This is a genomic window from Oscillospiraceae bacterium MB24-C1 (genome assembly GCA_030913685.1).
Lineage (GTDB): Bacteria > Bacillota > Clostridia > Oscillospirales > Ruminococcaceae > Yanshouia.
The window spans coordinates 1-21,823 of record CP133187.1 but is presented as its reverse complement, the minus strand read 5'-3'; the positions used below and the strand labels follow the sequence as shown (position 1 = coordinate 21,823).

Genomic DNA, 21,823 nt, shown 5'->3' with positions numbered 1-21,823 from the left:
AAGAACAGTTGTTCCAAGCTACCAATTCCAGGAGGAGATTAAATATGAAAAGATTAAGCAAAAAGTTTTCTGTGTTGTGCCTTATTGCCGCTGCTATCCTTTCTTTGACGATAGGAGTTGGGCTGCCCCGCATTCAGGCCTTCGCTTCCAATACAATTTCCCGCCTGTTCCCTGTTGCGTATCAGATTACATATCGCAATACCGATGCGCAGCCGGTTATAGCACCGGCGCACTTTCTGGCGGATAACGCCATCATCACCACACCCTCCGGAGATACAGCCATTCCCCTTTCGGACGCCGTATTCGTATGTCTGCAAAACGAACTGCGCACTCAAAATATACTGCGCAGCGGCTTGCTAACTGCACTTATCATATTAGCGGCCGTCAGTCTCACGATTGCACTTGTTGCAGCGGCCTTTTCTAACCAAAAACGCAAGGCATTAACCGGTTCAAAGCGCCACACGCGCACCACACCGCGCTACACAGCCGCTTGTGTTCACCGCGTCCCCACAATGCCAAGCGTCGCATAATTTATCATTTTTAAAGTACCACACAATATTTTAAACGGCTCTTGATACAATCGCACAGTCTTTTGACTGTGCGATTGTATCATTACACCTTTTTTCATATATTGTCAAAGTCCATTGGAACCATGTCGCAATTTTAAAATATAAGTCTATATTTGAATTAAAAAGAATAAAAAAGAAAATGATTAAATTATATTGACAACCGATACACTATCGGCTATAATAATCAACGTTGCACCAACGCCAACAACAAAATTCAATATGCTGCTATGGCTCAGGTGGTAGAGCACGTCCTTGGTAAGGACGAGGTCACCAGTTCGAATCTGGTTAGCAGCTCCAAAATATCATTCCTCGGTTCATTGAGATCCGAGGAATGATATCTCTATATAGTCTTATAGTTTTACTATAGAGCAAATCGTTGTTTATTTTTCAAAGTACAAAAAGAAAGACCATGATGCCGTTAACATCATAGCCTTTCTGGTTTAAACACCTTTCGGTGTCTATTGGCATAGATAAGTCCATTGATGCGTTTGGGGCATCGTTTGGGCGCAAGCCTTTTAAAAGCTGGTTACTTCTATCAGGCTATGGGAAGAAGCTTAACGGCATAAACAAGACGGCAGGTTAACCGAGAGGTTGTCCTGCCGTCTTTCTTTGTGTGGGTTCATCGGAAATACCATCAGCGTTCGCATACTATGCAATCAGGGACATTTTTAATTCCTTTTCGCCAATGTGCTCTGTCCTCGAAAAATATTTATCAAAAATTCTTTTTTAAAATTTATATTATGATTAGGAGCATAAAACGACTTGCCTGCGCTCCTTCCATGTGCTAAGGAAAATATAGGAGGAACAAAAAGTGGCTAAAAATTTGAAGTTTCCGGAAGCATATCATATTCTACTTAAATGCACTATTGAAATTTCAGAATTGCAACTTGTTCACGACATAAATATTGTTCCTTTAAATGGTGATAAGGTAACGTGCCATATTGCTTTTGCGACAATTATTGAATACAACGGCAAGTTTTATAGCGGAGAAATTATTTCACCCGAACTCCTTTGCTTATGCTAAGAAAGTCCAATTGAACAACGCCTCTGCTCCGTCACGTTCTTCATCCGTTAAACACAAAACAGAATCATTCGATTCCGTGATTTTTTCGAGATATGTCACAATCTCGGCAGCGTAGCCGCATTCAAAATAAAACCAGGTTAGCAAAGGCTCCAAATAGAAAGTGAAATAAAATTTTCTGCATTCAGGTAACCAATACTAAATCAAGTAATGTGTTGCGAAAAATGTTAGGCAGACGCTTATTACTGTATCCTTTAATGTGCTTTTCATTACGTTCATGTTGTCCTACAACCAATAAGGCAAGTTTATAACGTAATGCTGGTGTAAGCTTTTGGTGCCGATTATTTTTATCCATGATTCATCGTTCTCTGTCATCGCGCCGGTGAGATTTCACCGGCGCTTTTTGTTTTTGTTCGTGTGTAGGCTCAGGCGCGCGTTGTTGACGGTCGGGCTTGGATGGCACCGAGAAGTTGGGTAACGGCTACTCCGGATGGGGTAGACCAAGCAGCTCGCGCATGTAAAGCTCTGCGGAAGCCCACAAGCGAAGCTCCTCATGCGATTCATGCCACTTGGCGGCTAACTTGTCGCGACGTGCTTCCAGCTGCTGAAGCTTCGAGAGGTCAACGTTCTTCAAGCGGTCAATTTCGGACTGAGTCGGACGAATTCATCATTGAACGTGTGCAGCCTGTGCCTTACGCACGCCGGCGACAATATCCGCATAGTTTTGTACGCCATGCGTAGCAAGGAAGTTGTGCGTACCGACGGTATTATGCAGGGCATTGCGGTTGTTGTCGGCGCAATGCGGCGCGGGTGATTTTGCCGCAGGCTCCGCTTGCCGTGCCGCCTCATAGGGGCATGGCTCCGCTCACCCACAGCATTGGTTGTGGGTGCTTCAAGCCGCTGCGGCGGCTTCTTCTCCGACGAAAGCGGGCGGCTTTCGTCCTTTTCTGGGGTGCAGGGCGCTCCCTGTCGCACAGCACCGTGTAACGGTGCATCAGTGCACCTTTGGGCATCCTGGCTGCGCACGCTTTGCCCGGGTTGCCCGCCGGACTGGGCGACCTCCGGTCGCTGAGGCCGGCCCTCGGCCGATTTCTCTTGCCCTCCGCCGACCAAGGATGGCTCGGATACCCTCGCCTTTCTGGAACGCCACTGACGCGCCTTCGCTTGTTCAAAAATGGACTGTGCCGTCTCCCATAAGCCTGTTGGCTCAATCCCCAGGTCGGCCATTTCATTGCACGCTGCAACGGTACGGTTATAGTTTCCTTTCTCAGTGGAAACACCTTTGCGTTCCAGGGCGGTAGCCTCCTTGCCCATGTGCATAGTCGGCTGACGGTGGATGCCCTGCTCAATATAGCTGCGGTGGTCAACTCGATATGGTAGCCCCTTTGCTTCGTAGCACTCGTTACAGGCAACTGCCCACTGTGCTCGCCAGGATAAATAAAGCGTCTTGTCGTTCCACCCGGTGAGATCCACGTTGCGCGATTTCCATTCGCCGTTGGCACCCATGATGCGGTCGCCATTCCGGTCGGTGATATACTCCTTTCGAGATTTGGTTTTCCACCATGCGCCGGATTTGGTCATCGGTGTACGTGGGGGTTGTGATCCTTGCCGCCCTTGTCTTTGATGTGATAGGCCACGTCGGCACACATGCCCTTGGCCACAAAATTCTTCTGTACAAAGTCGCGCACCAGGGCAATGTTTTCTTCCCTGGTAAATTCGCCCGGCAGGGCAATGCGCAGCTCACGGGAAAGCTGTGCGTTGCTCTGATGCTCCGCCAGCTCCACGGCGTTCCAAAGCCTCTGCCGGTCGTGATAGCGGCCGGGTGCATTCGGGGGTAGCATAATCTCGGTATGGACAACGCCTCCTTTTCGGGTATAGTCGTAGACCTCACCGGTGCTCATCGACGAGACGCGTGCCGGCGCGATAGGCTGCGGCCGCAACAGAGGCCGAGCGCCGGCTAGCGGCTTTCTCCGATACAGACCCGTCTTGATTCATTTTGATGCTTCTACCGCGGCCAATAATCTGGCCGTGAAAGCTGTATAATGCCATGCGCTCCACCTCCCTTCAGGTATTCTTAATACTATGATACCGAAAGCTGAAGGCGGGTTACAGGTGGTTTGAGTGTAGAAAAACCCAAGGCTTTCCGGCGACATTTTTGTCGCGCGGAAGGCCTTGACACTCGTTTTCACCAATGATAGAGTGAAATTATAATCAACAGATAGGAGCATAAATATGGGCGAAAGAATACTAGACCGGATGAACCGGCTTTATAAAGAGCACCATGCGGAACAACACCAGAAAGCAGCAATTCAGGACACCATGATACAGCCAACCGTCTCAGTTGTGCACAGGGCACCGACCAGTAGCGAGAACATCGACGCACCGGCCAGCCCGGACGAACTGCGCCGCGCTAGGGCACACCGTCTTATTCAAGTTGGTGCCATCTACGATCAGTACATGGGCACCCGCGACATGACGCCCGATCAGGTCATAACTCTGATGAGCCGGATCAGCAAGCTAGACAACGTACAGGAGATTATAAATCTGCCCATTTTCATTAGCGGGCAAATTACATGACATATTACATGACATATAATATTAATCTGAACGCTCGATATTACTCAAACTTATAGGTTATAAACTTTATATAAGCAGTATATGTCTCTTCCTTATTCTGATGGACATCAAGATGAATTCCATACTTATCGTCAGAATATATATATCTTGGCTCCGAGCGAGGTTCAAATACTGAAAATTGGTTGCGTGCATCATCCATTAGTGATACAAGCGTTTCCTCCAAAAACTCTGGTGCAAATTCGCCACCACTTAATATATTTTGTACTTCACAAGCCATATGTAGAGATGCAGCATCTGGTAGAGATTGTTCCGGTGTTTGACCTGGTACCATCGTGATTATTAAAGTGTATTTTTCGGTACCATTCTCATTTTCAAGAATAATATCCATGCCACCGTTAGAAAACTTACATAAAACTCTGCGCATATATCGCATATTGTCCCATGGGTTAACTTCATGAAAATCCACACCATAGTTTTTCAATATATCTTCGATCTCAGACATACGGTTGTCAAATCTTATTTTTGATTCTTCTGATGTTATTCTGGAGCGAAAAGTGTGTCGGAGACAACCATAACCCCAGAACCCAAAGACTAATATTGCTAAGATAATAGCAAGCCATTCCCAACGCCACCTTCGAATAGTATTAAAAAGTGCTCTTTTCATAGAATCACCCTTCGCAGCAGTATTTAAAATTAATAGCAATTTCAAACTGAGTAATCACTTGCTCCTTTTGCGAAAACCAGCCCATTGTTTGCTATTTTACCTTTGTAATTGCCAAGCATATGCTTTAAACCTTTAGTGAAAATTTCTTCATAGCTAATATCTTTGTCTAACCCAAAATCATAAGTATCTTGCGCATAGCACTCAAAAATCCATCCCATTTCTTGATCATAGGAAGCGCGATAGTAAATATCTAATTTCCCAAAAGAGTAATATAAATCAAGATCATTACCTTCAGCTAGTTTTAACCATCACCGTACGGAAGATTGTCCCAGATATAGTCTGTCAACACAACAGTGTTGTAGGGATCCTTTTCAAAATACTGCATTAATTTATTCTGCCTACAGGCGGTAAAAATTCTTTAAGAGCACTTCTTGTCTCTTGGTCTAGTATAGTGTTTTCTACCAGTTTACCACATTTTGGGCGGAAATCCTTTAAATTAATAATTGCTTTTTTTAACTCTTTTTTTCACGTTACTGTATCCCATAAACTCCCTCACTTTCTGATTATCAGAAAAATGTTTTTTACAAAATTAACTGTAACAGCTTGTGAATGTGACTTTCAATGGTCAATTAGCTAATGTCGTCAGAACGTGACTTCGTGTAACCAATAGTGTGGGTAAAGTTTTGGTCGAGCTTTTTCAAAAGCTCGCGGATTCCAAAGGCGGCGCCTTTGGCGGCACTTCAAATGTCCGTTCTAAAAATCCCAAACGATTGGGATTTTGAGCGCTTTGCATACCTCGGATAGCTGTCATAGAGCAACAAGCTGCCCACCAATTTACGGTGGACAGCTTGTTCTATAACTTACAGTTTTTCGGTAGCGGCAGTTAGCACGGTTTTCAGCGCTGTCTTTAGCTTTACGGCGGTTTCCTTATCCTCGCCCTTTTCCATCTTGATTAATAAGCCGTTAAGCTTGTTGATGCAAGTTTGCAAATCCTCAAAGTGGACAGCGAAAACAGTGGTGTCGGTGTTCGCCAGTTTAAGCTTCTTTTCCAGTTCGGCGGCGCAAGTCTGCGCGGCTTTGAGTTCAGCGGCTACCGCGGCGTCCTCCGCTTCTGCTTTTTTAAGCTTTTCCTCAAGGGTTGCTTGCTTTTTCTTTTCTTGGGCTATCGCCTTTTCGGTTTCCGTCTTGGCGGTTCCTTTGCTTTTTTAAGCTTTTCTTCCAACTCAGCAACTTTCTTTTTCTCGGCGGCTATCACCTTTTCGGATTCAGCTTTGCCGCTGCCCTGCGCCTTTTTAAGCCGTTCTTGTAATTCGGCAATCTTCTTTTGTTCCTAGGCAACTGTCTTGTCGGCGGCTACCTTGGCGTTTTCGTCTGCCGTTTTCAGCTGTTGCTCCAGTTCGATAACCTTTTTCTTTTCCTCAGCAACGGCTTTTTCGGCTTCGGTTTTCGCTGTATCCTGCGCCGCCTTTAATCTTTCTTCAAGCTGTTTTTGCTGTTTGATGGCCTTTGCGGTTTCCTCAGCACTGGTGGCAATCACCGTGTCCAGTTCTGCTTTAGCCTTGGCGCGGGCTTCTTCCTCAGCCTTGGTTTGCAGGGTTTTCAATTCCTCCTCGCTGATCTTACCGGATTTTGCTTTGAGTGCGGCAATCTCGCTTTGCAGTTTCGTGAGGTTTTCGGTTGCCGTCTTACCCTGGCTTTGAAAAAGTTTTTATATGCCGGCTCAAGGTCGGGCAACGCAGTTCTTCAGATCGCCGCCATTCAGGCGGTTCGATATCAATTTAAATAAAAAAAGTGGTCGTGCATCTAAGCACGACCACTTTTTAATTGCTGTAATAGTACAGGTATTGCACTCAATAATCTCCCGGGTGCCAGGATCATCGCCTACTGCACGCCTTTAGCCTCCACAAACCAATTATTTTCCTCAAGGAACCGGTAGGTGCGTGTGCGCCCTATCCGCACCAGATACCGGATTCCTGTACCGCCGACTTTCGTCGAAGCGGCCGGCCGAATGTCCAGCACCTGGTCTATTTCAAACGTACGGCCGTCATCCCATTTGACCGAAACAGGGATGATCTTGTCGTCCAACTGGTATTTCGCCAACACTTCTACGTCAACCCGCCTCATAAAATGCCGCCTCCTCCATTAAAATATCCCGTCGGGTGGATCGTATTCTCATCCTTGGGATTCATGTGTGCAAAATCTTTGTCGGCCATCACGATTCCCCGCCGAACACAATTATGACCATACCGCCGACGTAACCAGTTCACCGTGAGCTCCAGCTTCTGCTTTTCCTCTCGTTTCTGCCAGTCGCAGAACATATCCAGCTGGATGACCTCATTCTTGTGGGAAAAATCCGATACGTTGACGCCGATAGAACGAATGGGTTCTTCCCAGTGGTAGTGTCTTTGGAATAAGGCAAGGGCCGCATTGGAGATTTCCTCCGTCAGGCAGGTGGTATGCTCCAGCGTGCACTGCCGCGTGAAGGAACGCAGTTTGCAGTCACGCACCGATATGGACACGACACGCCCCAGAAATCCGTTATCCCGCATACGCTCTGCCACACTGTCTGACAGGACATAAAGCATAAGTTTGACATCCTCGTCACTGATCAGGTCGCGCGGCGTGGTGGCGCTGTTGCCGATGCTCTTTATAAGGCACTCGTCGCCGTATGTTGCGACGGGTGAAGTATCGTAGCCGTTCGCAAAGCGCCAGAGCATAATTCCCTATTTACCGAATCGCAGTTCTAGCATTCTAAGGTCTGCGCCGGCCAGCTGGCCAATGGTCAGATACCACCGTCGTAGAGCTTTCGTGATGTGGCGCTACCAACGTAAAGAAGATCCTTTGCGGGCAACGGCCATAACGCGAAGTCCATCCAACGGTAGGTGGTTAGTAATTATACGCAATTAGAATTAACCGCAGATTATAGCAAAAAAATGATAAGTTTTTCGCCCATTATTATGATAAAATGTAATATATAGCGCTGTTAAAAATTGTAAGTTGAAAATTATCAGCCAAAAGGAGCTTTGTTATTGGTGTGGAAAACCTGCAACTTCATCAATGCCTATGCCTGTTTTTCCACCCGAAAATCGACCACGTTACACTCTTATCAGAATCAGAGGTTGCGCCTGTAACTGTTGCGATAAAGTCTTGTGTTTTGCCTTTTACTACGCTTGCAGTTGACGGCGATACCGTCACAGAGCTAACAGTTGCACTTGGTGTTATAACTGTTATCGTTTTCGTGCCACTTTTGCTTAATTACCAGACTAAAAACGCCGTAAGGCTGTAATTAAAGAAAGGATGCTTAACTATGACATACAATTTTGATCAAATAGTTGACCGCACTGGAAATTTATCTGCCAAGTATGACGAAAGAGAAAAAAGTTTGGCACCAATGACGTAATTCCTCTATGGATTGCAGACATGGATTTTAAAACAGCACAACCTATTATTGATGCTTTAAAGGCGCGTGCAGAAGAAGGCCTGTGGGGATATACTACACGGCCTGCAAGTTATTTCGAAGCTATTAAGGGTTGGCAAAAGCGCCGTAATAATTGGGATATAGATATTTCCTGCATGAGCTTTTGTTTAGGGGTAGTGCAAACATTATCTGCAATGGTGCAACTTTATACCCCTATTGGCGGTAGCGTGCTAATTCAAACACCTGTTTATGGTGAGTTTTATGATATGGCAGAGTTTGCAGGACGCAAAGTTGCAGAAAACCAAATGATTGAAGTTGATGGTAAATGGGGCGTAGATTGGGAGGATTTTGAACACAAGCTTAAACAAGTTGATATGTTTATGTTTTGTAACCCCCATAATCCACTTGGAATTGTATGGACAGAACAAGAATTACTTAAAATGATGCAGCTTTGTCTAAAATACCATGTTTTGGTTATTAGTGATGAAATACACTCAGATTTAATATTTCATAACAAAAAGCATATCCCGTCTGCTGCATTATCAAAAGAATTTGCTGCTAATGTAGTTACAGCAATTTCAGGTACAAAAACATTTAATCTTGCAGGACTGCAAGCAAGTGCTGTTGTATTCCCTAATACCCATATGAAAAAAGTTTTTGATAATTTTTGGATGAATATGGATATTCATCGTAACAATGCATTTTCTGTTATAGCTATGGAAGTTGCATTTAACGAGGGGGAAGAATGGCTTACACAACTGCTGCCATATATAAGCGCAAATTTTGATTATGTGGTAGATTACTGCCAAAAAAATATACCTCAAATAAAAACCTATGCTCCAGATGCAACTTATTTAATGTGGCTTGATTGCCGAGATTTAGGTATGACAAACGAGCAACTGCATGATTTTATGATTAAAAAGGCAAAGCTTGGTTTAAATGACGGATATGCATTTGGCAAAAATTTAAACGGCTATATGCGGTTAAATGCAGCCTGTCCCCGCTTTGTACTGGAAAAAGCTATGAAACAACTGGAGGATGCGGTAAAAAATCATTTATAATTTCTATTGAGCTTATTTACCAAATTTATCAAAACTAAAAAATCCCTTGAAATCGGCATCTTAAGACCGCTTTCAAGGGATTTTACATTTAATAGAGGTGTTTTTTAGCAATTTCATTTAACTTTTATAACTGTACTGTAAATTTCACCTTTTAGGTTAAGTCACGCACAATTTCGTCAACAGTCATATTAAGATAGTCTGTCGGTGGTACCATCCCCATGGTATAGCAACCGGGGCGCTGCTTCATAATTGCTCTTGCAGCCATTACCAATACCTGACTTGTAACGGCAGGATTGTGTATATTACAATCAAAAAGGCTCGTTGATTATATTTCGCCCCAGCACGACCCTTACGCTCTATATGCACACCATGCCCCATATCTAAATAGTTATCCAAGCTTTCAACAAAGGCTACATGGGTTTCATCGTGAGAAAAATAAGGATCGTTAAGTAAAGTATCTTTAATTTGCTGTTGATTGGCACCTTGGTTAGGAATTATATAAACCATTCGTCGATGCACGCCACATCCTTTTGGATAGGTAAGACTTACGGCATCTTTTACACCGTATATTGCCTTAACTGCAACCGAATGCCCCATGCTCATACCCGGACCAAAATTTGTAAAGGTAATCCCATGGGGAATCATAACCGAAAGCAATACCCTAACTACCGAATCCAAACCCGGGTCCCAACCTGCCGAGATAAGTGCAGCAGTATTATTTTCCTTAGCAACTTTTTCAAAGGTTTGATATAAATGCAACAGTTCATGGCCGTGAATATCAAATATATCTGCCGTGCGCTTACCCATCTTTAATATTTCCAACCCGACCTCCATAACCATTCGAGACGGAACGCACAACAGCGCGACATCAAAGCTTGGTGATTGTTGCATGCTTTCCAGCATGGGTATGCCATCAACCTCGGCTACCTTTTTGCTCCATATCGGATCAATAATTGCCTTTAGCACAAAACCATCGTCAGTTTTAATAGCTTCTAATGCATGGCGACCAATATTACCATAGCCAACAATCAACGCATTAATTTTACTTTTCATAGCTGTAGTATTTCCTTTAACACTATTTATTAGCTTATAAATATGTTATAAGCATGTGATTGGAAAGTTTTTATTTGTACTAAATTAAAATCTTACTTAAGGCAAACTATAGCTTAAACCTTAGTTGCGATTGACTTTTTAAGCCAGTCTTTTCCGTCTGCATATCTAGATACTATGTAAGAAACAACATAGTCCCCTGTTGCATTAATCATAGTAGCGGGTGGGTCAACCAAGTTGCCTATTGCTACAAGAATTGGGAACGCAAGCTCCATTTGTGTTGGGAAGAAGATTGAGCAGATAATATATTCACCTATATATCCGCCACCGGGAACACCGCTCATTCCTACAGAAGACAGAACAGCAACCAAAACTACCATTGGAAGCATGCTCCAGGTAAAGGACTTACCAAATACGCCAAATACAAACGCAATTTTAAGAACGCATGAGAAGCAGGAACCATCCATATGCATGGTTGCGCCAAGCGGAAGTACTATATCAGAAACATCTTTTGAAATACCCGACTGAGCAGCAACTTCCATATTTGTAGGTATTGTTGCAACAGATGAGCAGGTACCTAAAGATACAATGGCAGGACGAGCAATATTTTTAAACATTAAGCTTACTGCACCCTTGCCGCCGCCATACCATGCAAATAACGGAAAAGCTGTAAATATGTAAATAAAGCAAAGAGGATAATAAACCATTAGTGCTCTACCGTAACCTTCTGCTACGCTGGAACCATAGGTTGCTACCAGGTCTGCAAAGATTGCAAAGAATGCAACGGGCGCGTAGTAGGTAACTATTTTAACAAACTTCATCATTGTTTCGGTTAAGCTATCTAAAAACTTACCCATTAATGATTCTTTGCCGCCTGCCATATTAACAGAAAAACCAAACAATACAGAGAAAACTATAAGCGGCAGCATTGCTCTGCGTGTTAACAGTCCAACAAAATCGCTTGCGGTAAAGAAGTTTACTATCATGGCAGTTAAAGAAGCATACTCTCCCATTCCCTCGGCAGGAATATCACTCCAAGGAGCAAGAACAGGTGGAATCATCTTCATAAGTACAAACATAATTATTGCAGCTATAGCACCGGTTATCACAAAAACTCCAACTGTGGTGCCCATAATTTTCCCTGCACGTTGGCGACTTTCCATATTGGCGACGGCACCTGCAATAGAAGCAAATACCATTGGCACAACAATACAGAACATCATATTAATAAACAGTTTACCTAAAAAGGCTATGGAATTACCAAAATCGGGAGCAACCCAACCTACGATTGAGCCTACTATCATACTGCTGAGCAAAATAGCCAAGAACTTATAATTCTTAATAACTGACTTCTTCTCCATAAAAACATTCCTTTCAAAAATTCAATAAATAAATTAATGGAAAATAGATGCTGTTATTTAAACAAAAATATAAATCCGTTAACAAACTGCGTTACATGATAGGCTATACGGCGCTTATCGTTATTTAATATAATAATTAGTTGATAGCTGAAACTTTAATACAGATTGCTTATAAAACAACTTAATAATAAAAACTGCAAATACCTTTATTTGTAGTACTAAAGGCTTAAAGTCTCATCGGTTATATCACCTATACAAACTATATTGGTAGGACCGGTTAGCAGTATGTCTGTTATTTGTTCTCCATCTTTAGTTAAGTCTATAAACAGAGTACCACCTTTCATATCTGCTTTAACTGTACCACCGCTTACCTTTTCTTTTAAGGAAAGGGCAGCAACTACACATGCTGTACCTGTACCACAGGCATAGGTAAAATCCTCTACGCCTCTTTTCGTATGTTCGCTCATAAATATAATCGTTGCCCAAAATTTCGTAAAAGTTTATATTGGCACCTTTAGAAAATCCATTATACCAACGCAGTTTTTCGCCAAACTCTCTCAACTTTCCGGTATCCGCTTCTTTTAGATTTTGGTAAGGTATTACTGCATGGGGAAGGCCCGGATTACCTAGCTCAATATAGCTACATTCTACCTTAACACCATCTATAATAACTTCGGCATCAAGTACTATTGTAGTTGGATCGTTTAACCGTATACGATATAATCGCTTATCAATTCGGTACCCAGTAACAATTCCGGCGGTGGTTTCCACAACTTGAGTTTCTCCTGCAAGATTGTTTTCATAACCATAACGACATATACATCTCGCTCCGTTGCCACACATTTCGCCTATGCTACCATCGGAGTTAAAAACAGCATTTTGTAGTCTCCGCCCTGTGTTGCAGATTCAACAACCATCAATCCGTCAGCACCGATAGACAAGTGTCGCTCGCACAGAGTTTTGGCTAGCTGCGGTAAAATATTGTGCGGTAATTTTTCTTCAATATTATTTAGGATAATAAAATCATTGCCGGCCCCGTTCATTTTCCAAAACTTCACTTTTTCCGCCTCCTTTCCGATAAGATTTCACCTGAAAACTCCCCCCTTTCCTGCACACACTTATTAAATGGTATTATATATAAATTATAACAATTCTTATGTCGGTTCTAGAAGGTTAGCTGTAACTTACTGTGATATTCTAGGAGCTAACCCATCAGCCTCATCGTCGAGAAATAAAGCTGAGATAGATGGCATTGTGTTGCGCTAAGGGAGGCAGCTATTATGGAAATGATTCTAGAATGTTTGTGGAAGATAAGCCCATCACATTTATTGAAGGTTCAAGCCTTGTGCATATGCTAGGTGAATATGGCTATAACTTTCGGATTAGTTTGAAAGAGTAATTGCCAATAGAGTTTTTATCGTCGGTTTAATATTTTCTGACTGCCGCACATGAATTATAGCGTTATGAGCTTCGCATAATCCGCGGACTTAAACGTCGCATTATGTTTACCCAAAGTACAAGCCCAGAAGGTACTCTTCTGGGCTTAACATAGATAATACACAAGTGGCATGATAGTACCATAACGCGACGTTGAAATACCTCGCCAGACTACCAAGATACGATACGAAGTTGCTCATTTGTTATGTGATTGAATGGCTAATCTTTCTTAGCAAATGCTCACCTTTGGAAAAATGATTGTTCGCGGTTTGCTTTTATCTTGATTTTTGCTGATATTCAATTTTAATTCAACTTTCTCTGATTCAACTGCTTTCGCTGCTATAAACATCAGCCAATATATCAGCATTTATCTGTTCAACATCTTCCATCATATGTACAATATTCGGGTAAAATATCCATCGTGTTATAGAATCTCACCATCGAGATACGTTTGTAAAAGCCTTGCCAATTGACCAATATGCACGCCGTCGACAAATGAATGGTGTACCTGTACGGAAAATGGCAGTAGTATTTTACCGTCTTTTTCGTAAAACTTTCCCCAATCAAATAGCGGTGTGGCATTATCTTTTTTACCAGAGTTCGTATGCGAAATATGAGTGTACGATACCCACGGAAACGGTGAAAAACTGGTATATATCATTTCCCATTGGTGCAGTAAAATAATCTTCTTGGTTTTTCTCGATCTTTTTAGCCAAATCAACATATTCTTTTATGGTGTCCTGCATTGGAACATTCACAACTTTAAATAGCTCTGTCCCCTTTTTTAAGTAAGTAAATGAAGTGTTGATTGTATTCAGGACAGCAGGTTTTCCGTCTACGAAGCGACAGCGGAACGCTTCTATCTGGTTCGCACATTTTGTTACAGCATACACAAGAGAAAATGTAAATGAATATCCCCGTTCCTTTATCTTTATCAGGAAATTCGTAATGTCCACTTCAAATGTGGTACAATACTGTGGCTGTATACTGTCTCGGAAAGCTTGATAGTGCATAGCTCTGTCCCATGTGGATAAGTCAATAAAATTCATGATGTCTCCCCTATAAAGAATTGTAATATTTTCTATTTTAGTAGTCCGCTCATCTTACTTCCCTTAGCGATGCGGGCTTGTTACTTGTTACGATGTGGTGGATAAAAAGACTCCACTAATGCAAAGAGATACCTTAACGTATCCTTTACTCTGTTTCGTAAAAAGCAAGGATAATATCATTGAAAGATAGCCTCGATAGAAAGAAGGTAGTACCGCTTTCAGATAATGAGTTTCATCCTTTTTGTCTCGTGCAAAAGCTCCTCCTGAAATTTTGGATGTGCTATTTTAATGAGTTCCTTTGCACGCTCTCCAGCAGTTCTGCCTCTTAAATGTGCGACACCATATTCCGTTACAATGTAGTCTACGTCGTTCTTACCGGTGGTAACAGCAGCCCCAGGTGTTAAAATAGGCTTGATTTTGCTGATTGTATTGTTTTTGGCGGTTGACGGCATTGCAATAAAACTTTTACCACCAAGTGACATATTGCAGCCTCTTACAAAATCGACCTGACCACCGGACCCACTAAAGTGTATGCTACCAATGGATTCTGCACATACCTGACCCAATAAGTCAACCTCAAGGCAAGAATTGACTGAGACGAAGTTCTCGATCTGCGCTATAGTGTAGGGATTATTTACGTAAGAAACCGGCATCATTTCAACGGACACATTGTTGTGCAAAAAGTCATACATTCTTTGAGATCCCCATGCAAATGCAGCTACCGTTTTTCCGGTATTTATAGATTTTTTTAGATTTGTAACGACACCAGCTTCAATTAAATCTACCATACTATCCATGAAAAGTTCGGTATGTATTCCAAGATCTTTCTTATCATACAAGCAATTTGCAACTGCGCTTGGAACACCACCGATTCCTAACTGAATAGTAGAGCCATCGGAAATATATTGTGCGATTAGCTGCCCAATAGTTTTGTCTTTTTCTGTTACTAAGGGCGGCGACAGTGTTGAAATGGGTGCATCATGCTCACAGATGGCTGTGGCCTGTGATATATGAATAATGTTGTTGCCGAACAAGCGAGGCATATTTCGGTTTACTTCCAGAAAAACATATTTTGCTCTGCTCACTAACTCCACGCATTCCGATGCAACCAAACCAAAGCTGAAATAACCGTGCCTGTCCATTGGAGTAACAACAGCATAGACTACGTCAGGTGCGCCCCGCATATCCCAAAGCGCAATTTCCTCACTATAGTGACAGGGGCATATAGTCGCTTAATCCACTTTGGACGCTGGAGCGCGCAGCGGCTTGCGTAAACCAGGAAACGTAATCATATTTTCCGCGCAGCTCCATGTCCACAAAAGGTGCCGGCTCAATGGCGATGACGCTATGATGCTTGACACCCTCCAACTCGCCTCTATTGGCACGCGATGCAATTGCCTGTGCAATTGCATCGGGCTGTGCCATACAGGTTGGAGAGACACAAACATATCCTGACTGTACCATGTCGGCAATTTCTTTGGGTGTTTTCAGTTTTTTATTATATAGTTCCTCATACTTCGGCACACAATATCAACCTTTCTTATATGTCATAGGAAATCCACTTTATTATTACTGGAAATAATTAGAGTAACTAAGGTTTGTACTGCCGCCGATAGTAGCTTGCCATGATGTTTTTTGCAGAGCTGCAACAGCTTCGTATCAAGCTTAGATGACGATTGCTGGTAATAACATTGGCAGGTAGACATAAGCTAAAAATACAGCAATAAGGCCGATTAGGTATGGAATGACTGCCTTGGAAATCTTTTCGATGGGCAAACCTGTGGTGCTCGATGCCACAAATAGGTTGATAGCCACGGGCGGCGTGATCATACCGATTGAGATACCAATAGTGAAAATCAGACCGAAATGAATCAGATTTACGCCCAACGCTTTAATTAGTGGCAGAAATACGGGCGTTAGCAAGATAACCGCTGAGGAAGTTTCCATAAATACACCCGCAATCAAGATAATCCCTGCAATCAAAAACATCAGCACATAGGGGTTGTTCGAAACCGACAGAACCGCTTGTGCAACCTGCTCGGGTATTTTCCAATTTGCCAGCACCCAGCCAAACACACCACTGCAGGAGATGATAAGCATTATCACAGCCGAGGTTTTGGCACTGCCCAGCACAATCTGAAAAAATTGTTTAACACTCATATCGCGGTAAACTACAAAGGAGATTGCCGCGGCATAAATAACTGCAACCGCCGCTGCCTCGGACGGCGTAAAGTAACCTGAGAAAATGCCACCGAGAATGATGGCGGGCATAAGCAACGCCCAAATTGCCTTTTTAAAAAGTACTCCAGACATTTTTCCAGGTAAACAAACTCCCCTTGGGGTAATCTTTTTTATTTCGTTTGATAAAGCGCTAGTACTATGAGCATACCACCCATCATCACGCCAGGGAAAAATCCGTTAGAGAACAGGCGTGTAACGCTCTGGTCGGCGATGACAGCGTAGAGTACCAGCGGAACCGACGGCGGAATTACTACGCCGATGCAACCAGCCGATGCTATCAGCGCAGCAGAGAGGGGTGCCTCCGCCGCGGCTGCGCTTTTTTAACTCGGGGATAAGTGTCGCGCCTACCGCTGCAGTGGTCGCTGCGCCCGAGCCTGAGATATGTGCGCCAAAGAACATGCCCGCCACCACTGATACCGCTGGAAAGGCCGCCACGGATGCGTCCTAAAATCGATTCGGCAAACTCAACCAGCGTCTTGGACATTGCCCCCCGCGCCAGCAGATCGCCCGCCAGAATAAAGAACGGAACTGCCACCAGCGGGAAGGAATCGGTGGAGGCAAACATGCGCTGTATCACTATGAGTAGGTCGACACCACCAACGAGCAGTACTGATACGCCCGCAACTGCAATCGCAAACGCAATTGGAACACCTAACACAAGCAATGCCAAAAAAGTTCCAAACAGGATGGTGTCACGTTCGCTAAGCGGCTTACCTCCCCATTAATTTTGCTCGGCAGCTGAATAATTGCATCGAGAATATGCAGGTCGATCACAAAGCAACCAACAGGAATCGCCATGTACATATAGCGCATCGGAATGCGCAGTGCAGCCGAAAGCTGCTTACCTTGCATAGCCATACTTAAAGCCGTAATAGACAGCAATGGTACAGAATGCGGCGCAAATCAAATGGGTCACTATCTTCAAAATCGTAACAATCTTTGGCGGACAGTGATCGCGCATCATAGTGATCGAAATATGTCCCGCGTTTTTATACACAATTCCTGCAGCCGATAAAGGTGGACCACACCAAAAGGATAACGGGTAACCTCCTCACTCCCAAGACAGGGCTGTGAAAAATACGCGACAGAAAATTTGCATACCGGTTACAAGTACCATAGCAACAATAGTCATTATACAAAGTGCACTGCACAAATTATTAACAAGGTCACTGACCTTTCGGATTACTTTTGCAATTACCATGAAAATGTCTCCCATTACATTAGAAAGGGCGTTTTGGATTTTGCTCATGTAGTCGGCATATTGGGGATACTTGTCGTAGACGCTCTTCACCGCAGCCTTGAAGCTTACCGATGTCGGGATTCTCAATAACCTCCATACCGTTGTCTTTGGAGCGCTTGCAGCTGGGATGCCTCGTTGTTTGCAACCCAATCACGTTCAAACTCAGCCGCCTCCTGTGCTGCCTCTTTGAAAATACTTTGCACGTCGGCGGGCAGCTTGTCATACTGTTTCTGACTCATGGTGATGATAGCAGAAGCATAAGCATGGCGAGTCATTGTTACATACTTCTGTGATTCCCATAGCTTGTATGAGTAAATGACGTTGACAGGGTTCTTCTTGACCCTGAATGGCAGTACCCTGCTGCAGTGCGGTTAACGCTCTCAGACCAAGCCATAGGAACTGCATTCACTCCAAGAGCGTTAAACGTGGCGGTATAAACTTCATTCTTCCATGACGCGAACCTTTAGGTCGCGAATGTCAGTAGCATCCTTTACAGCACGCACGCTGTTGGTAAGGTTGCGGAATCCGCGCTCCGGCATATGCAAAGGCCTTTGATACCCGAATCTGACAGCTTATTTAGCAACTCTTGTCCGACCTCGCCATATCCAAAACCTTTGTAGGCCTCCTCTATTGCCGCCAAACAGAAATGGCATATCCAGTACGCCCATTCTCGGGAACAAAGTTCACGAAAGGACCGCTAGTGATAATGCCCATGTCCAACGTACCTATCTGCATACTTTCTAGCATGGTGCGCTCATCCCCGAGCGCTCCATTAGGGTAGATTTCGATTTCATAGGCACCATTAGTACGCTCCTTGACTAGTTCAGCAAACTTCTCGGCTGCAATCTGGAAGCTATCCTGTTCGTTGACCGGTGGTACCTAACTTGAGTACCGTCGCCTTGGCAGAGGTAGCTGTTGATTCCTGGTTAGTAACAGTTGGGGGAGAGCTTGTGCATCCGGCTAGAGAACAAAGTAGTAAGAGCGCAATTAATAGGCTAAGTATACGATGCATGTTTTTTCATTCTGATCTCCTCTCTTTCTTTTATTAATTTCATATCGCCACGTAAAACAGAAACTAATTATAAAACCCTGTAGTAATCTGCTACTAACAAACGTAATTGTGCTGTTCTTTCACAAACTTCAACGGTAGGTATGCCTATCTCAAAATTGCGCCCTCGTCAGCTGAAGTGACTGCCTTTTGATATCGGGCAAGCCATCCTCCCTTTACCCACGATTCTGGCTTGACCTGTTTTAGACGGCGCTGAGCAAACTCTTCATCACTTACATGCGCATGGATAGTGTAGTTATCCATATCAATGTCAATGATATCGCCATCGCGTAGCAATCCAATTTCCCCACCGACAGCAGCTTCTGGGGAAACGTGCCCAATAGAAGCGCCTCTTGATGCACCTGAAAATCGGCCATCGGCAGGTAATCAACGCAACATCCTTTATCTAGCTTCATACCGGCCAATGCGGAGGTTGGAAACCAGCATCCGCGCATACCGGGGCCGCCCTTTGGCCCTTCGTAGATAATTACTACACGATATCTCCCGGTTTGATCTCGCCTGCATAAATTGCCTTTCTACAGCTGTATCCTCACCGACAAACACTTGCCTTGCAGGAATGCACGCGCATCTCAGGAGCTACCGCACTGCGCTCTTCACGACACAGCCATTTTTTGCAATATTACCAAACAGAAATGCTAAACCACCTGTCTTGGAATATGCATTGATCTACTGTGTGAATAACTTCAGGATCACAGTTTGCGGCATTTTTAATGTTTTCACCTACCGTTTTGCCAGTTACGGTAGGAAGATCAAGCTTGAAGCAAACCTGATGTCAGCCAACTGTTTCATTACGGCAGTGCCAACACCGCCTGCTGCATCAAGATCCTCCATAAAATGCCTGGCCTGCAGGCGCCAGATGACAGAGGGTCAGGGTTTTTTCTGCCAATTTCATTAAATAGTTTTATATTAAGCTTAAGGCCTGCTTCTTCGTGCGTACGGCAGGAAGATGCAGTGAGCTGTTAGTTGAGCAACCAAGTGCCATATTCACCACAATCCGGCATTTTTCAATGCATCCATGGTCATTGATGTCACGAGGTTTGACATCCTTCCGCACTAAGTCCCATAATCTTTACATACCAAGGCTTTCCTTGGCCAGATGAACACGAGCAGACATAGGGGCGGGAATGGTCCCGTTTCCTATCAGAGCCAAACCCAGTGCTTCACAGAGGCAATTCATTGAATTTGTAGAACATGCCTGCACAAGAGCCGCAGGAGGGGCAGGTGGAAAGCTCACATCTACGCAATCCGGCCTCGTCAAGCATATTGGCTTTAAATGCGCCCACCGCCTCAAACATCTGAGACAGGCCGATTTTCTTTCCCTTTACACGGCCTGCCATCATTGGCCCACCTGAACATACAATTGATGGAATGTTGAGGCGTAGAGCAGCCATCACCATGCCGGGTACAATTTTATCGCAATTGGGGGATTAGAACTAATCCATCAAAGCAACTGTGCCGCTGCTAAAGTTTCTACCGAATCGGCAATCAGTTCGCGGGAAGCGAGAGAATAGTGCATGCCGCGATGGCCCATCACAATACCATCGCAGACACCGATTGCGGGAACAACCACAGGTGTGCCACCCGCGGCATAAATTCCAGCCTTTACAGCCCCAGCAAGCTTGTTCAGGTGTATGTGACCTGGAATGATATCGCTCTGTGCAGAAACGACACCGACCTACGGCTTCTCAAGCCCTTTTTCGGTAAAGCGGGCAGCCTGAGACAACGAGCGGTGCGGTGCTCTGTCTACTCCCTTTGCTACATTATCACTAAGCATATTTTCTGCTCCTTTATTCAATATCTTTAACACAATCTATACCACGCTTAAACGCTTCCATATTTAGCGGTATCAGCTTTCTTGTTTTTTTTGCCGGAGAACATTTCAATAATCATATTTTTGAATGGTTTCCTTTTTAAGACCTTAGTTTCAGCAACATATGCACCTAGCATCACCATGTTACTAACCTTTGGATTTCCCAGTTGCCCTTGGCAATCTCATCGGCAGGGAACATAAACCGACTTCAGATCAGTGCGTGAAACCTTATCAGGCACAATACTGCCATTTATAAACACAGTTCCGCCCGGCACAACGGTCGGCTCAAATTTCGCTAGGGGAAGGGCGGTTCGAACGATAATTTCCGTAGGTGCCTCAACCAGAGGAGAACCGATTCGCCCATCGCTGGAGGATGACAGGAGCAGTTTGCAGTGCCGCCTCGCATCTCGGGTCCATACGAAGGCACCCAGGATGCCTCAAGGTTTTCCTCAACCCCGGCCTTCTACTAAATTTTTTCCGATGGACATGATTCCCTGTCTCACCAGGCCCGAAAGGATAATCTCCTTTTTCATGTTATCTCACCTCCGTTTCTTTGATTACGCCAAGCGGGATAATAGCTTTGCCATGTTCTCCATCAGCCACTTGTTAGCTTCCAGCGTATCCATGCTCCCAATTGGTTGGACAGGAGGCCAAAATCTCCACAAAGGTAAAGCCCTCGCCTGCCATCTGCTTCTCGAAAGCTCTTTTTATTGCTTTTTTGGCTTTGTCCAGGTGCGGGATATCAGTAACGCAGACACGCTCGGCATAAACAAGGCCATCCAGTGTCGCCAGCATCTCCGCAACACGCATAGGCATGCCAGCCTGCCTCTTCTGGTTCTACCTGAGGGTGCGGTCGTAGCTCTCTTTGCCCAATCAGCGTTGTGGGCGCCATCTGCCTCCTCCGGTCATTCCGTAGATAGCATTGTTTACAAATATGGTGGTGAATTTTTTCGCCGCGCATCGCTGCATGGACAATTTCGGCAGCACCAATAGAGGCAAGATCACCGTCACCCTGATAGGTGAATACGGGCTGATTTGGATGGGTGCGCTTGATAGCAGTAGCCACAGCGGGTGCACGACCGTGTGCCGCTTCAACCATGTCGCAGGCAAAATAGTTGCCCGCAAACACAGAGCATCCAACGGGACACACGCCAATGGTGGTGCCAACAGCATCCATCTCCACCATCACCTCGGCAATTAGCTTATGTATAATACCGTGACCGCAACCAGGGCAGTAATGCAGCTCGTTGTTCTGA

General features: G+C 44.4%; 24 protein-coding genes, 1 tRNA gene and 4 pseudogenes. 7 read left to right on the top strand and 22 right to left on the bottom strand.

Translation table 11 applies throughout. The annotated features are described in order from the left end of the window. Nucleotides 1-44 precede the first annotated feature (44 nt). From RBH76_00145 to RBH76_00135, 3 genes are all read left to right on the top strand, one after another. Complete coding sequence (locus RBH76_00145; GenBank protein WMJ83874.1) at nt 45-530, top strand: hypothetical protein; 486 nt, start codon at nt 45-47, stop codon at nt 528-530. 260 nt (nt 531-790) lie between these two features. Next, nucleotides 791-866, top strand: a tRNA-Thr gene (locus RBH76_00140). A 514-nt stretch (nt 867-1,380) separates the two neighbouring features. Beyond that, nucleotides 1,381-1,593 carry a hypothetical protein gene (locus RBH76_00135; GenBank protein WMJ83873.1) on the top strand — a complete coding sequence of 71 codons (213 nt, stop codon included), beginning with the start codon at nt 1,381-1,383 and terminating at the stop codon, nt 1,591-1,593. Nucleotides 1,594-2,071: 478 nt separating this feature from the next. On the opposite strand, the gene RBH76_00130 is transcribed toward RBH76_00135, so the two are convergent. After that, complete coding sequence (locus RBH76_00130; GenBank protein WMJ83872.1) at nt 2,072-2,224, bottom strand: hypothetical protein; 153 nt, start codon at nt 2,222-2,224, stop codon at nt 2,072-2,074. After that, a pseudogene (locus tag RBH76_00125) lies at nt 2,221-3,491 on the bottom strand (MobA/MobL family protein). The gene RBH76_00130 and the pseudogene RBH76_00125 overlap by 4 nt, the downstream one beginning before the upstream one ends. A 331-nt stretch (nt 3,492-3,822) precedes the next feature. Between RBH76_00125 and RBH76_00120 the strand changes: the two are divergent. Continuing rightward, nucleotides 3,823-4,167, top strand: coding sequence for a hypothetical protein (locus RBH76_00120; protein WMJ83871.1), 345 nt, complete (start codon nt 3,823-3,825; stop codon nt 4,165-4,167). Nucleotides 4,168-4,207: 40 nt separating this feature from the next. Here the strand turns inward: RBH76_00120 and RBH76_00115 are convergent, their stop codons facing one another. Continuing rightward, a complete protein-coding gene (locus RBH76_00115; protein ID WMJ83870.1) occupies nt 4,208-4,831 on the bottom strand; it encodes a hypothetical protein in 624 nt (207 codons plus the stop codon). 41 nt (nt 4,832-4,872) lie between these two features. After that, nucleotides 4,873-5,049 carry a hypothetical protein gene (locus RBH76_00110; protein ID WMJ83869.1) on the bottom strand — a complete coding sequence of 59 codons (177 nt, stop codon included), beginning with the start codon at nt 5,047-5,049 and terminating at the stop codon, nt 4,873-4,875. 765 nt (nt 5,050-5,814) lie between these two features. Here RBH76_00110 and RBH76_00105 point away from each other — a divergent pair. Further along, nucleotides 5,815-6,165 carry a hypothetical protein gene (locus tag RBH76_00105; protein WMJ83868.1) on the top strand — a complete coding sequence of 117 codons (351 nt, stop codon included), beginning with the start codon at nt 5,815-5,817 and terminating at the stop codon, nt 6,163-6,165. Here the strand turns inward: RBH76_00105 and RBH76_00100 are convergent. The 3 genes from RBH76_00100 to RBH76_00090 form a co-directional block, all read right to left on the bottom strand. Next, complete coding sequence (locus RBH76_00100; GenBank protein ID WMJ83867.1) at nt 6,162-6,434, bottom strand: hypothetical protein; 273 nt, start codon at nt 6,432-6,434, stop codon at nt 6,162-6,164. The two genes, RBH76_00105 and RBH76_00100, sit on opposite strands and share 4 nt — an antisense overlap. A 278-nt stretch (nt 6,435-6,712) precedes the next feature. Continuing rightward, a complete protein-coding gene (locus RBH76_00095) occupies nt 6,713-6,955 on the bottom strand; it encodes a hypothetical protein (protein ID WMJ83866.1) in 243 nt (80 codons plus the stop codon). After that, entirely contained in the window at nt 6,952-7,548 is a 597-nt protein-coding gene (locus tag RBH76_00090) for a hypothetical protein (GenBank protein WMJ83865.1), read from the bottom strand. Before RBH76_00090 ends, RBH76_00095 begins: the two co-directional genes overlap by 4 nt. A 317-nt stretch (nt 7,549-7,865) precedes the next feature. On the opposite strand from RBH76_00090, the gene RBH76_00085 reads away from it, so the two are divergent. After that, on the top strand, nt 7,866-8,117 hold the full coding sequence (locus tag RBH76_00085) for a hypothetical protein (protein WMJ83864.1): 252 nt from the start codon (nt 7,866-7,868) through the stop codon (nt 8,115-8,117). A gap of 21 nt (nt 8,118-8,138) precedes the next feature. Then, nucleotides 8,139-9,310 (top strand): annotated as a pseudogene (locus RBH76_00080) (MalY/PatB family protein). 264 nt (nt 9,311-9,574) lie between these two features. Here RBH76_00080 and RBH76_00075 read toward each other — a convergent pair. The 15 genes and pseudogenes from RBH76_00075 to RBH76_00005 form a co-directional block, all read right to left on the bottom strand. Beyond that, nucleotides 9,575-10,363 (bottom strand): diaminopimelate dehydrogenase, encoded by a 789-nt coding sequence (locus RBH76_00075; GenBank protein ID WMJ83863.1) that lies wholly within the window; start codon nt 10,361-10,363, stop codon nt 9,575-9,577. Between the two features lie 113 nt (nt 10,364-10,476). After that, nucleotides 10,477-11,721: a dicarboxylate/amino acid:cation symporter gene (locus tag RBH76_00070; protein WMJ83862.1), complete on the bottom strand. Its 1,245-nt coding sequence runs from the start codon at nt 11,719-11,721 to the stop codon at nt 10,477-10,479. 218 nt (nt 11,722-11,939) lie between these two features. Further along, the gene (locus tag RBH76_00065) at nt 11,940-12,188 is read right to left on the bottom strand and encodes a hypothetical protein (protein ID WMJ83861.1); all 249 of its coding nucleotides are present in this window, start codon (nt 12,186-12,188) and stop codon (nt 11,940-11,942) included. After that, nucleotides 12,073-12,564, bottom strand: coding sequence for a hypothetical protein (locus RBH76_00060; GenBank protein ID WMJ83860.1), 492 nt, complete (start codon nt 12,562-12,564; stop codon nt 12,073-12,075). Before RBH76_00060 ends, RBH76_00065 begins: the two co-directional genes overlap by 116 nt. A 5-nt stretch (nt 12,565-12,569) precedes the next feature. After that, nucleotides 12,570-12,779: a hypothetical protein gene (locus RBH76_00055; GenBank protein WMJ83859.1), complete on the bottom strand. Its 210-nt coding sequence runs from the start codon at nt 12,777-12,779 to the stop codon at nt 12,570-12,572. Between the two features lie 803 nt (nt 12,780-13,582). Continuing rightward, nucleotides 13,583-14,207, bottom strand: a pseudogene (locus RBH76_00050) (CatA-like O-acetyltransferase). 218 nt (nt 14,208-14,425) lie between these two features. Next, a complete protein-coding gene (locus tag RBH76_00045; protein WMJ85241.1) occupies nt 14,426-15,349 on the bottom strand; it encodes an acetyl-CoA hydrolase/transferase C-terminal domain-containing protein in 924 nt (307 codons plus the stop codon). Between the two features lie 64 nt (nt 15,350-15,413). After that, nucleotides 15,414-15,731, bottom strand: coding sequence for a hypothetical protein (locus RBH76_00040; protein WMJ83858.1), 318 nt, complete (start codon nt 15,729-15,731; stop codon nt 15,414-15,416). 141 nt (nt 15,732-15,872) lie between these two features. Further along, the gene (locus RBH76_00035; protein WMJ83857.1) at nt 15,873-16,520 is read right to left on the bottom strand and encodes a TRAP transporter large permease subunit; all 648 of its coding nucleotides are present in this window, start codon (nt 16,518-16,520) and stop codon (nt 15,873-15,875) included. A 205-nt stretch (nt 16,521-16,725) separates the two neighbouring features. After that, a complete protein-coding gene (locus RBH76_00030; protein WMJ83856.1) occupies nt 16,726-17,118 on the bottom strand; it encodes a TRAP transporter large permease subunit in 393 nt (130 codons plus the stop codon). Continuing rightward, on the bottom strand, nt 17,100-17,306 hold the full coding sequence (locus RBH76_00025) for a hypothetical protein (GenBank protein WMJ83855.1): 207 nt from the start codon (nt 17,304-17,306) through the stop codon (nt 17,100-17,102). The genes RBH76_00030 and RBH76_00025 overlap by 19 nt, the downstream gene beginning before the upstream one ends. Before the next feature lie 465 nt (nt 17,307-17,771). Next, on the bottom strand, nt 17,772-17,963 hold the full coding sequence (locus tag RBH76_00020; GenBank protein WMJ83854.1) for a hypothetical protein: 192 nt from the start codon (nt 17,961-17,963) through the stop codon (nt 17,772-17,774). Between the two features lie 352 nt (nt 17,964-18,315). Next, nucleotides 18,316-18,534, bottom strand: coding sequence for a TRAP transporter substrate-binding protein DctP (dctP, locus tag RBH76_00015; GenBank protein ID WMJ85240.1), 219 nt, complete (start codon nt 18,532-18,534; stop codon nt 18,316-18,318). A gap of 310 nt (nt 18,535-18,844) precedes the next feature. Next, nucleotides 18,845-20,531, bottom strand: a pseudogene (ilvD, locus tag RBH76_00010) (dihydroxy-acid dehydratase). A gap of 778 nt (nt 20,532-21,309) precedes the next feature. Next, nucleotides 21,310-21,744, bottom strand: coding sequence for a thiamine pyrophosphate-dependent enzyme (locus RBH76_00005; protein WMJ83853.1), 435 nt, complete (start codon nt 21,742-21,744; stop codon nt 21,310-21,312). Nucleotides 21,745-21,823 lie beyond the last annotated feature (79 nt).

Coding starts and splice junctions, on each gene's coding strand:
- RBH76_00070 (WMJ83862.1), bottom strand. CDS start 11,721: ATGGAGAAGAAGTCAGTTATTAAGAATTATAAGTTCTTGGCTATTTTG.
- RBH76_00065 (WMJ83861.1), bottom strand. CDS start 12,188: ATGAGCGAACATACGAAAAGAGGCGTAGAGGATTTTACCTATGCCTGT.
- RBH76_00025 (WMJ83855.1), bottom strand. CDS start 17,306: ATGGCTATGCAAGGTAAGCAGCTTTCGGCTGCACTGCGCATTCCGATG.
- RBH76_00115 (WMJ83870.1), bottom strand. CDS start 4,831: ATGAAAAGAGCACTTTTTAATACTATTCGAAGGTGGCGTTGGGAATGG.
- RBH76_00020 (WMJ83854.1), bottom strand. CDS start 17,963: ATGACTCGCCATGCTTATGCTTCTGCTATCATCACCATGAGTCAGAAA.
- RBH76_00060 (WMJ83860.1), bottom strand. CDS start 12,564: ATGTGTGGCAACGGAGCGAGATGTATATGTCGTTATGGTTATGAAAAC.
- RBH76_00075 (WMJ83863.1), bottom strand. CDS start 10,363: ATGAAAAGTAAAATTAATGCGTTGATTGTTGGCTATGGTAATATTGGT.
- RBH76_00090 (WMJ83865.1), bottom strand. CDS start 7,548: ATGCTCTGGCGCTTTGCGAACGGCTACGATACTTCACCCGTCGCAACA.
- RBH76_00045 (WMJ85241.1), bottom strand. CDS start 15,349: ATGGACAGGCACGGTTATTTCAGCTTTGGTTTGGTTGCATCGGAATGC.
- RBH76_00035 (WMJ83857.1), bottom strand. CDS start 16,520: ATGTCTGGAGTACTTTTTAAAAAGGCAATTTGGGCGTTGCTTATGCCC.
- RBH76_00120 (WMJ83871.1), top strand. CDS start 3,823: ATGGGCGAAAGAATACTAGACCGGATGAACCGGCTTTATAAAGAGCAC.
- RBH76_00005 (WMJ83853.1), bottom strand. CDS start 21,744: ATGGATGCTGTTGGCACCACCATTGGCGTGTGTCCCGTTGGATGCTCT.
- RBH76_00095 (WMJ83866.1), bottom strand. CDS start 6,955: ATGAGGCGGGTTGACGTAGAAGTGTTGGCGAAATACCAGTTGGACGAC.
- RBH76_00110 (WMJ83869.1), bottom strand. CDS start 5,049: ATGGGATGGATTTTTGAGTGCTATGCGCAAGATACTTATGATTTTGGG.
- RBH76_00145 (WMJ83874.1), top strand. CDS start 45: ATGAAAAGATTAAGCAAAAAGTTTTCTGTGTTGTGCCTTATTGCCGCT.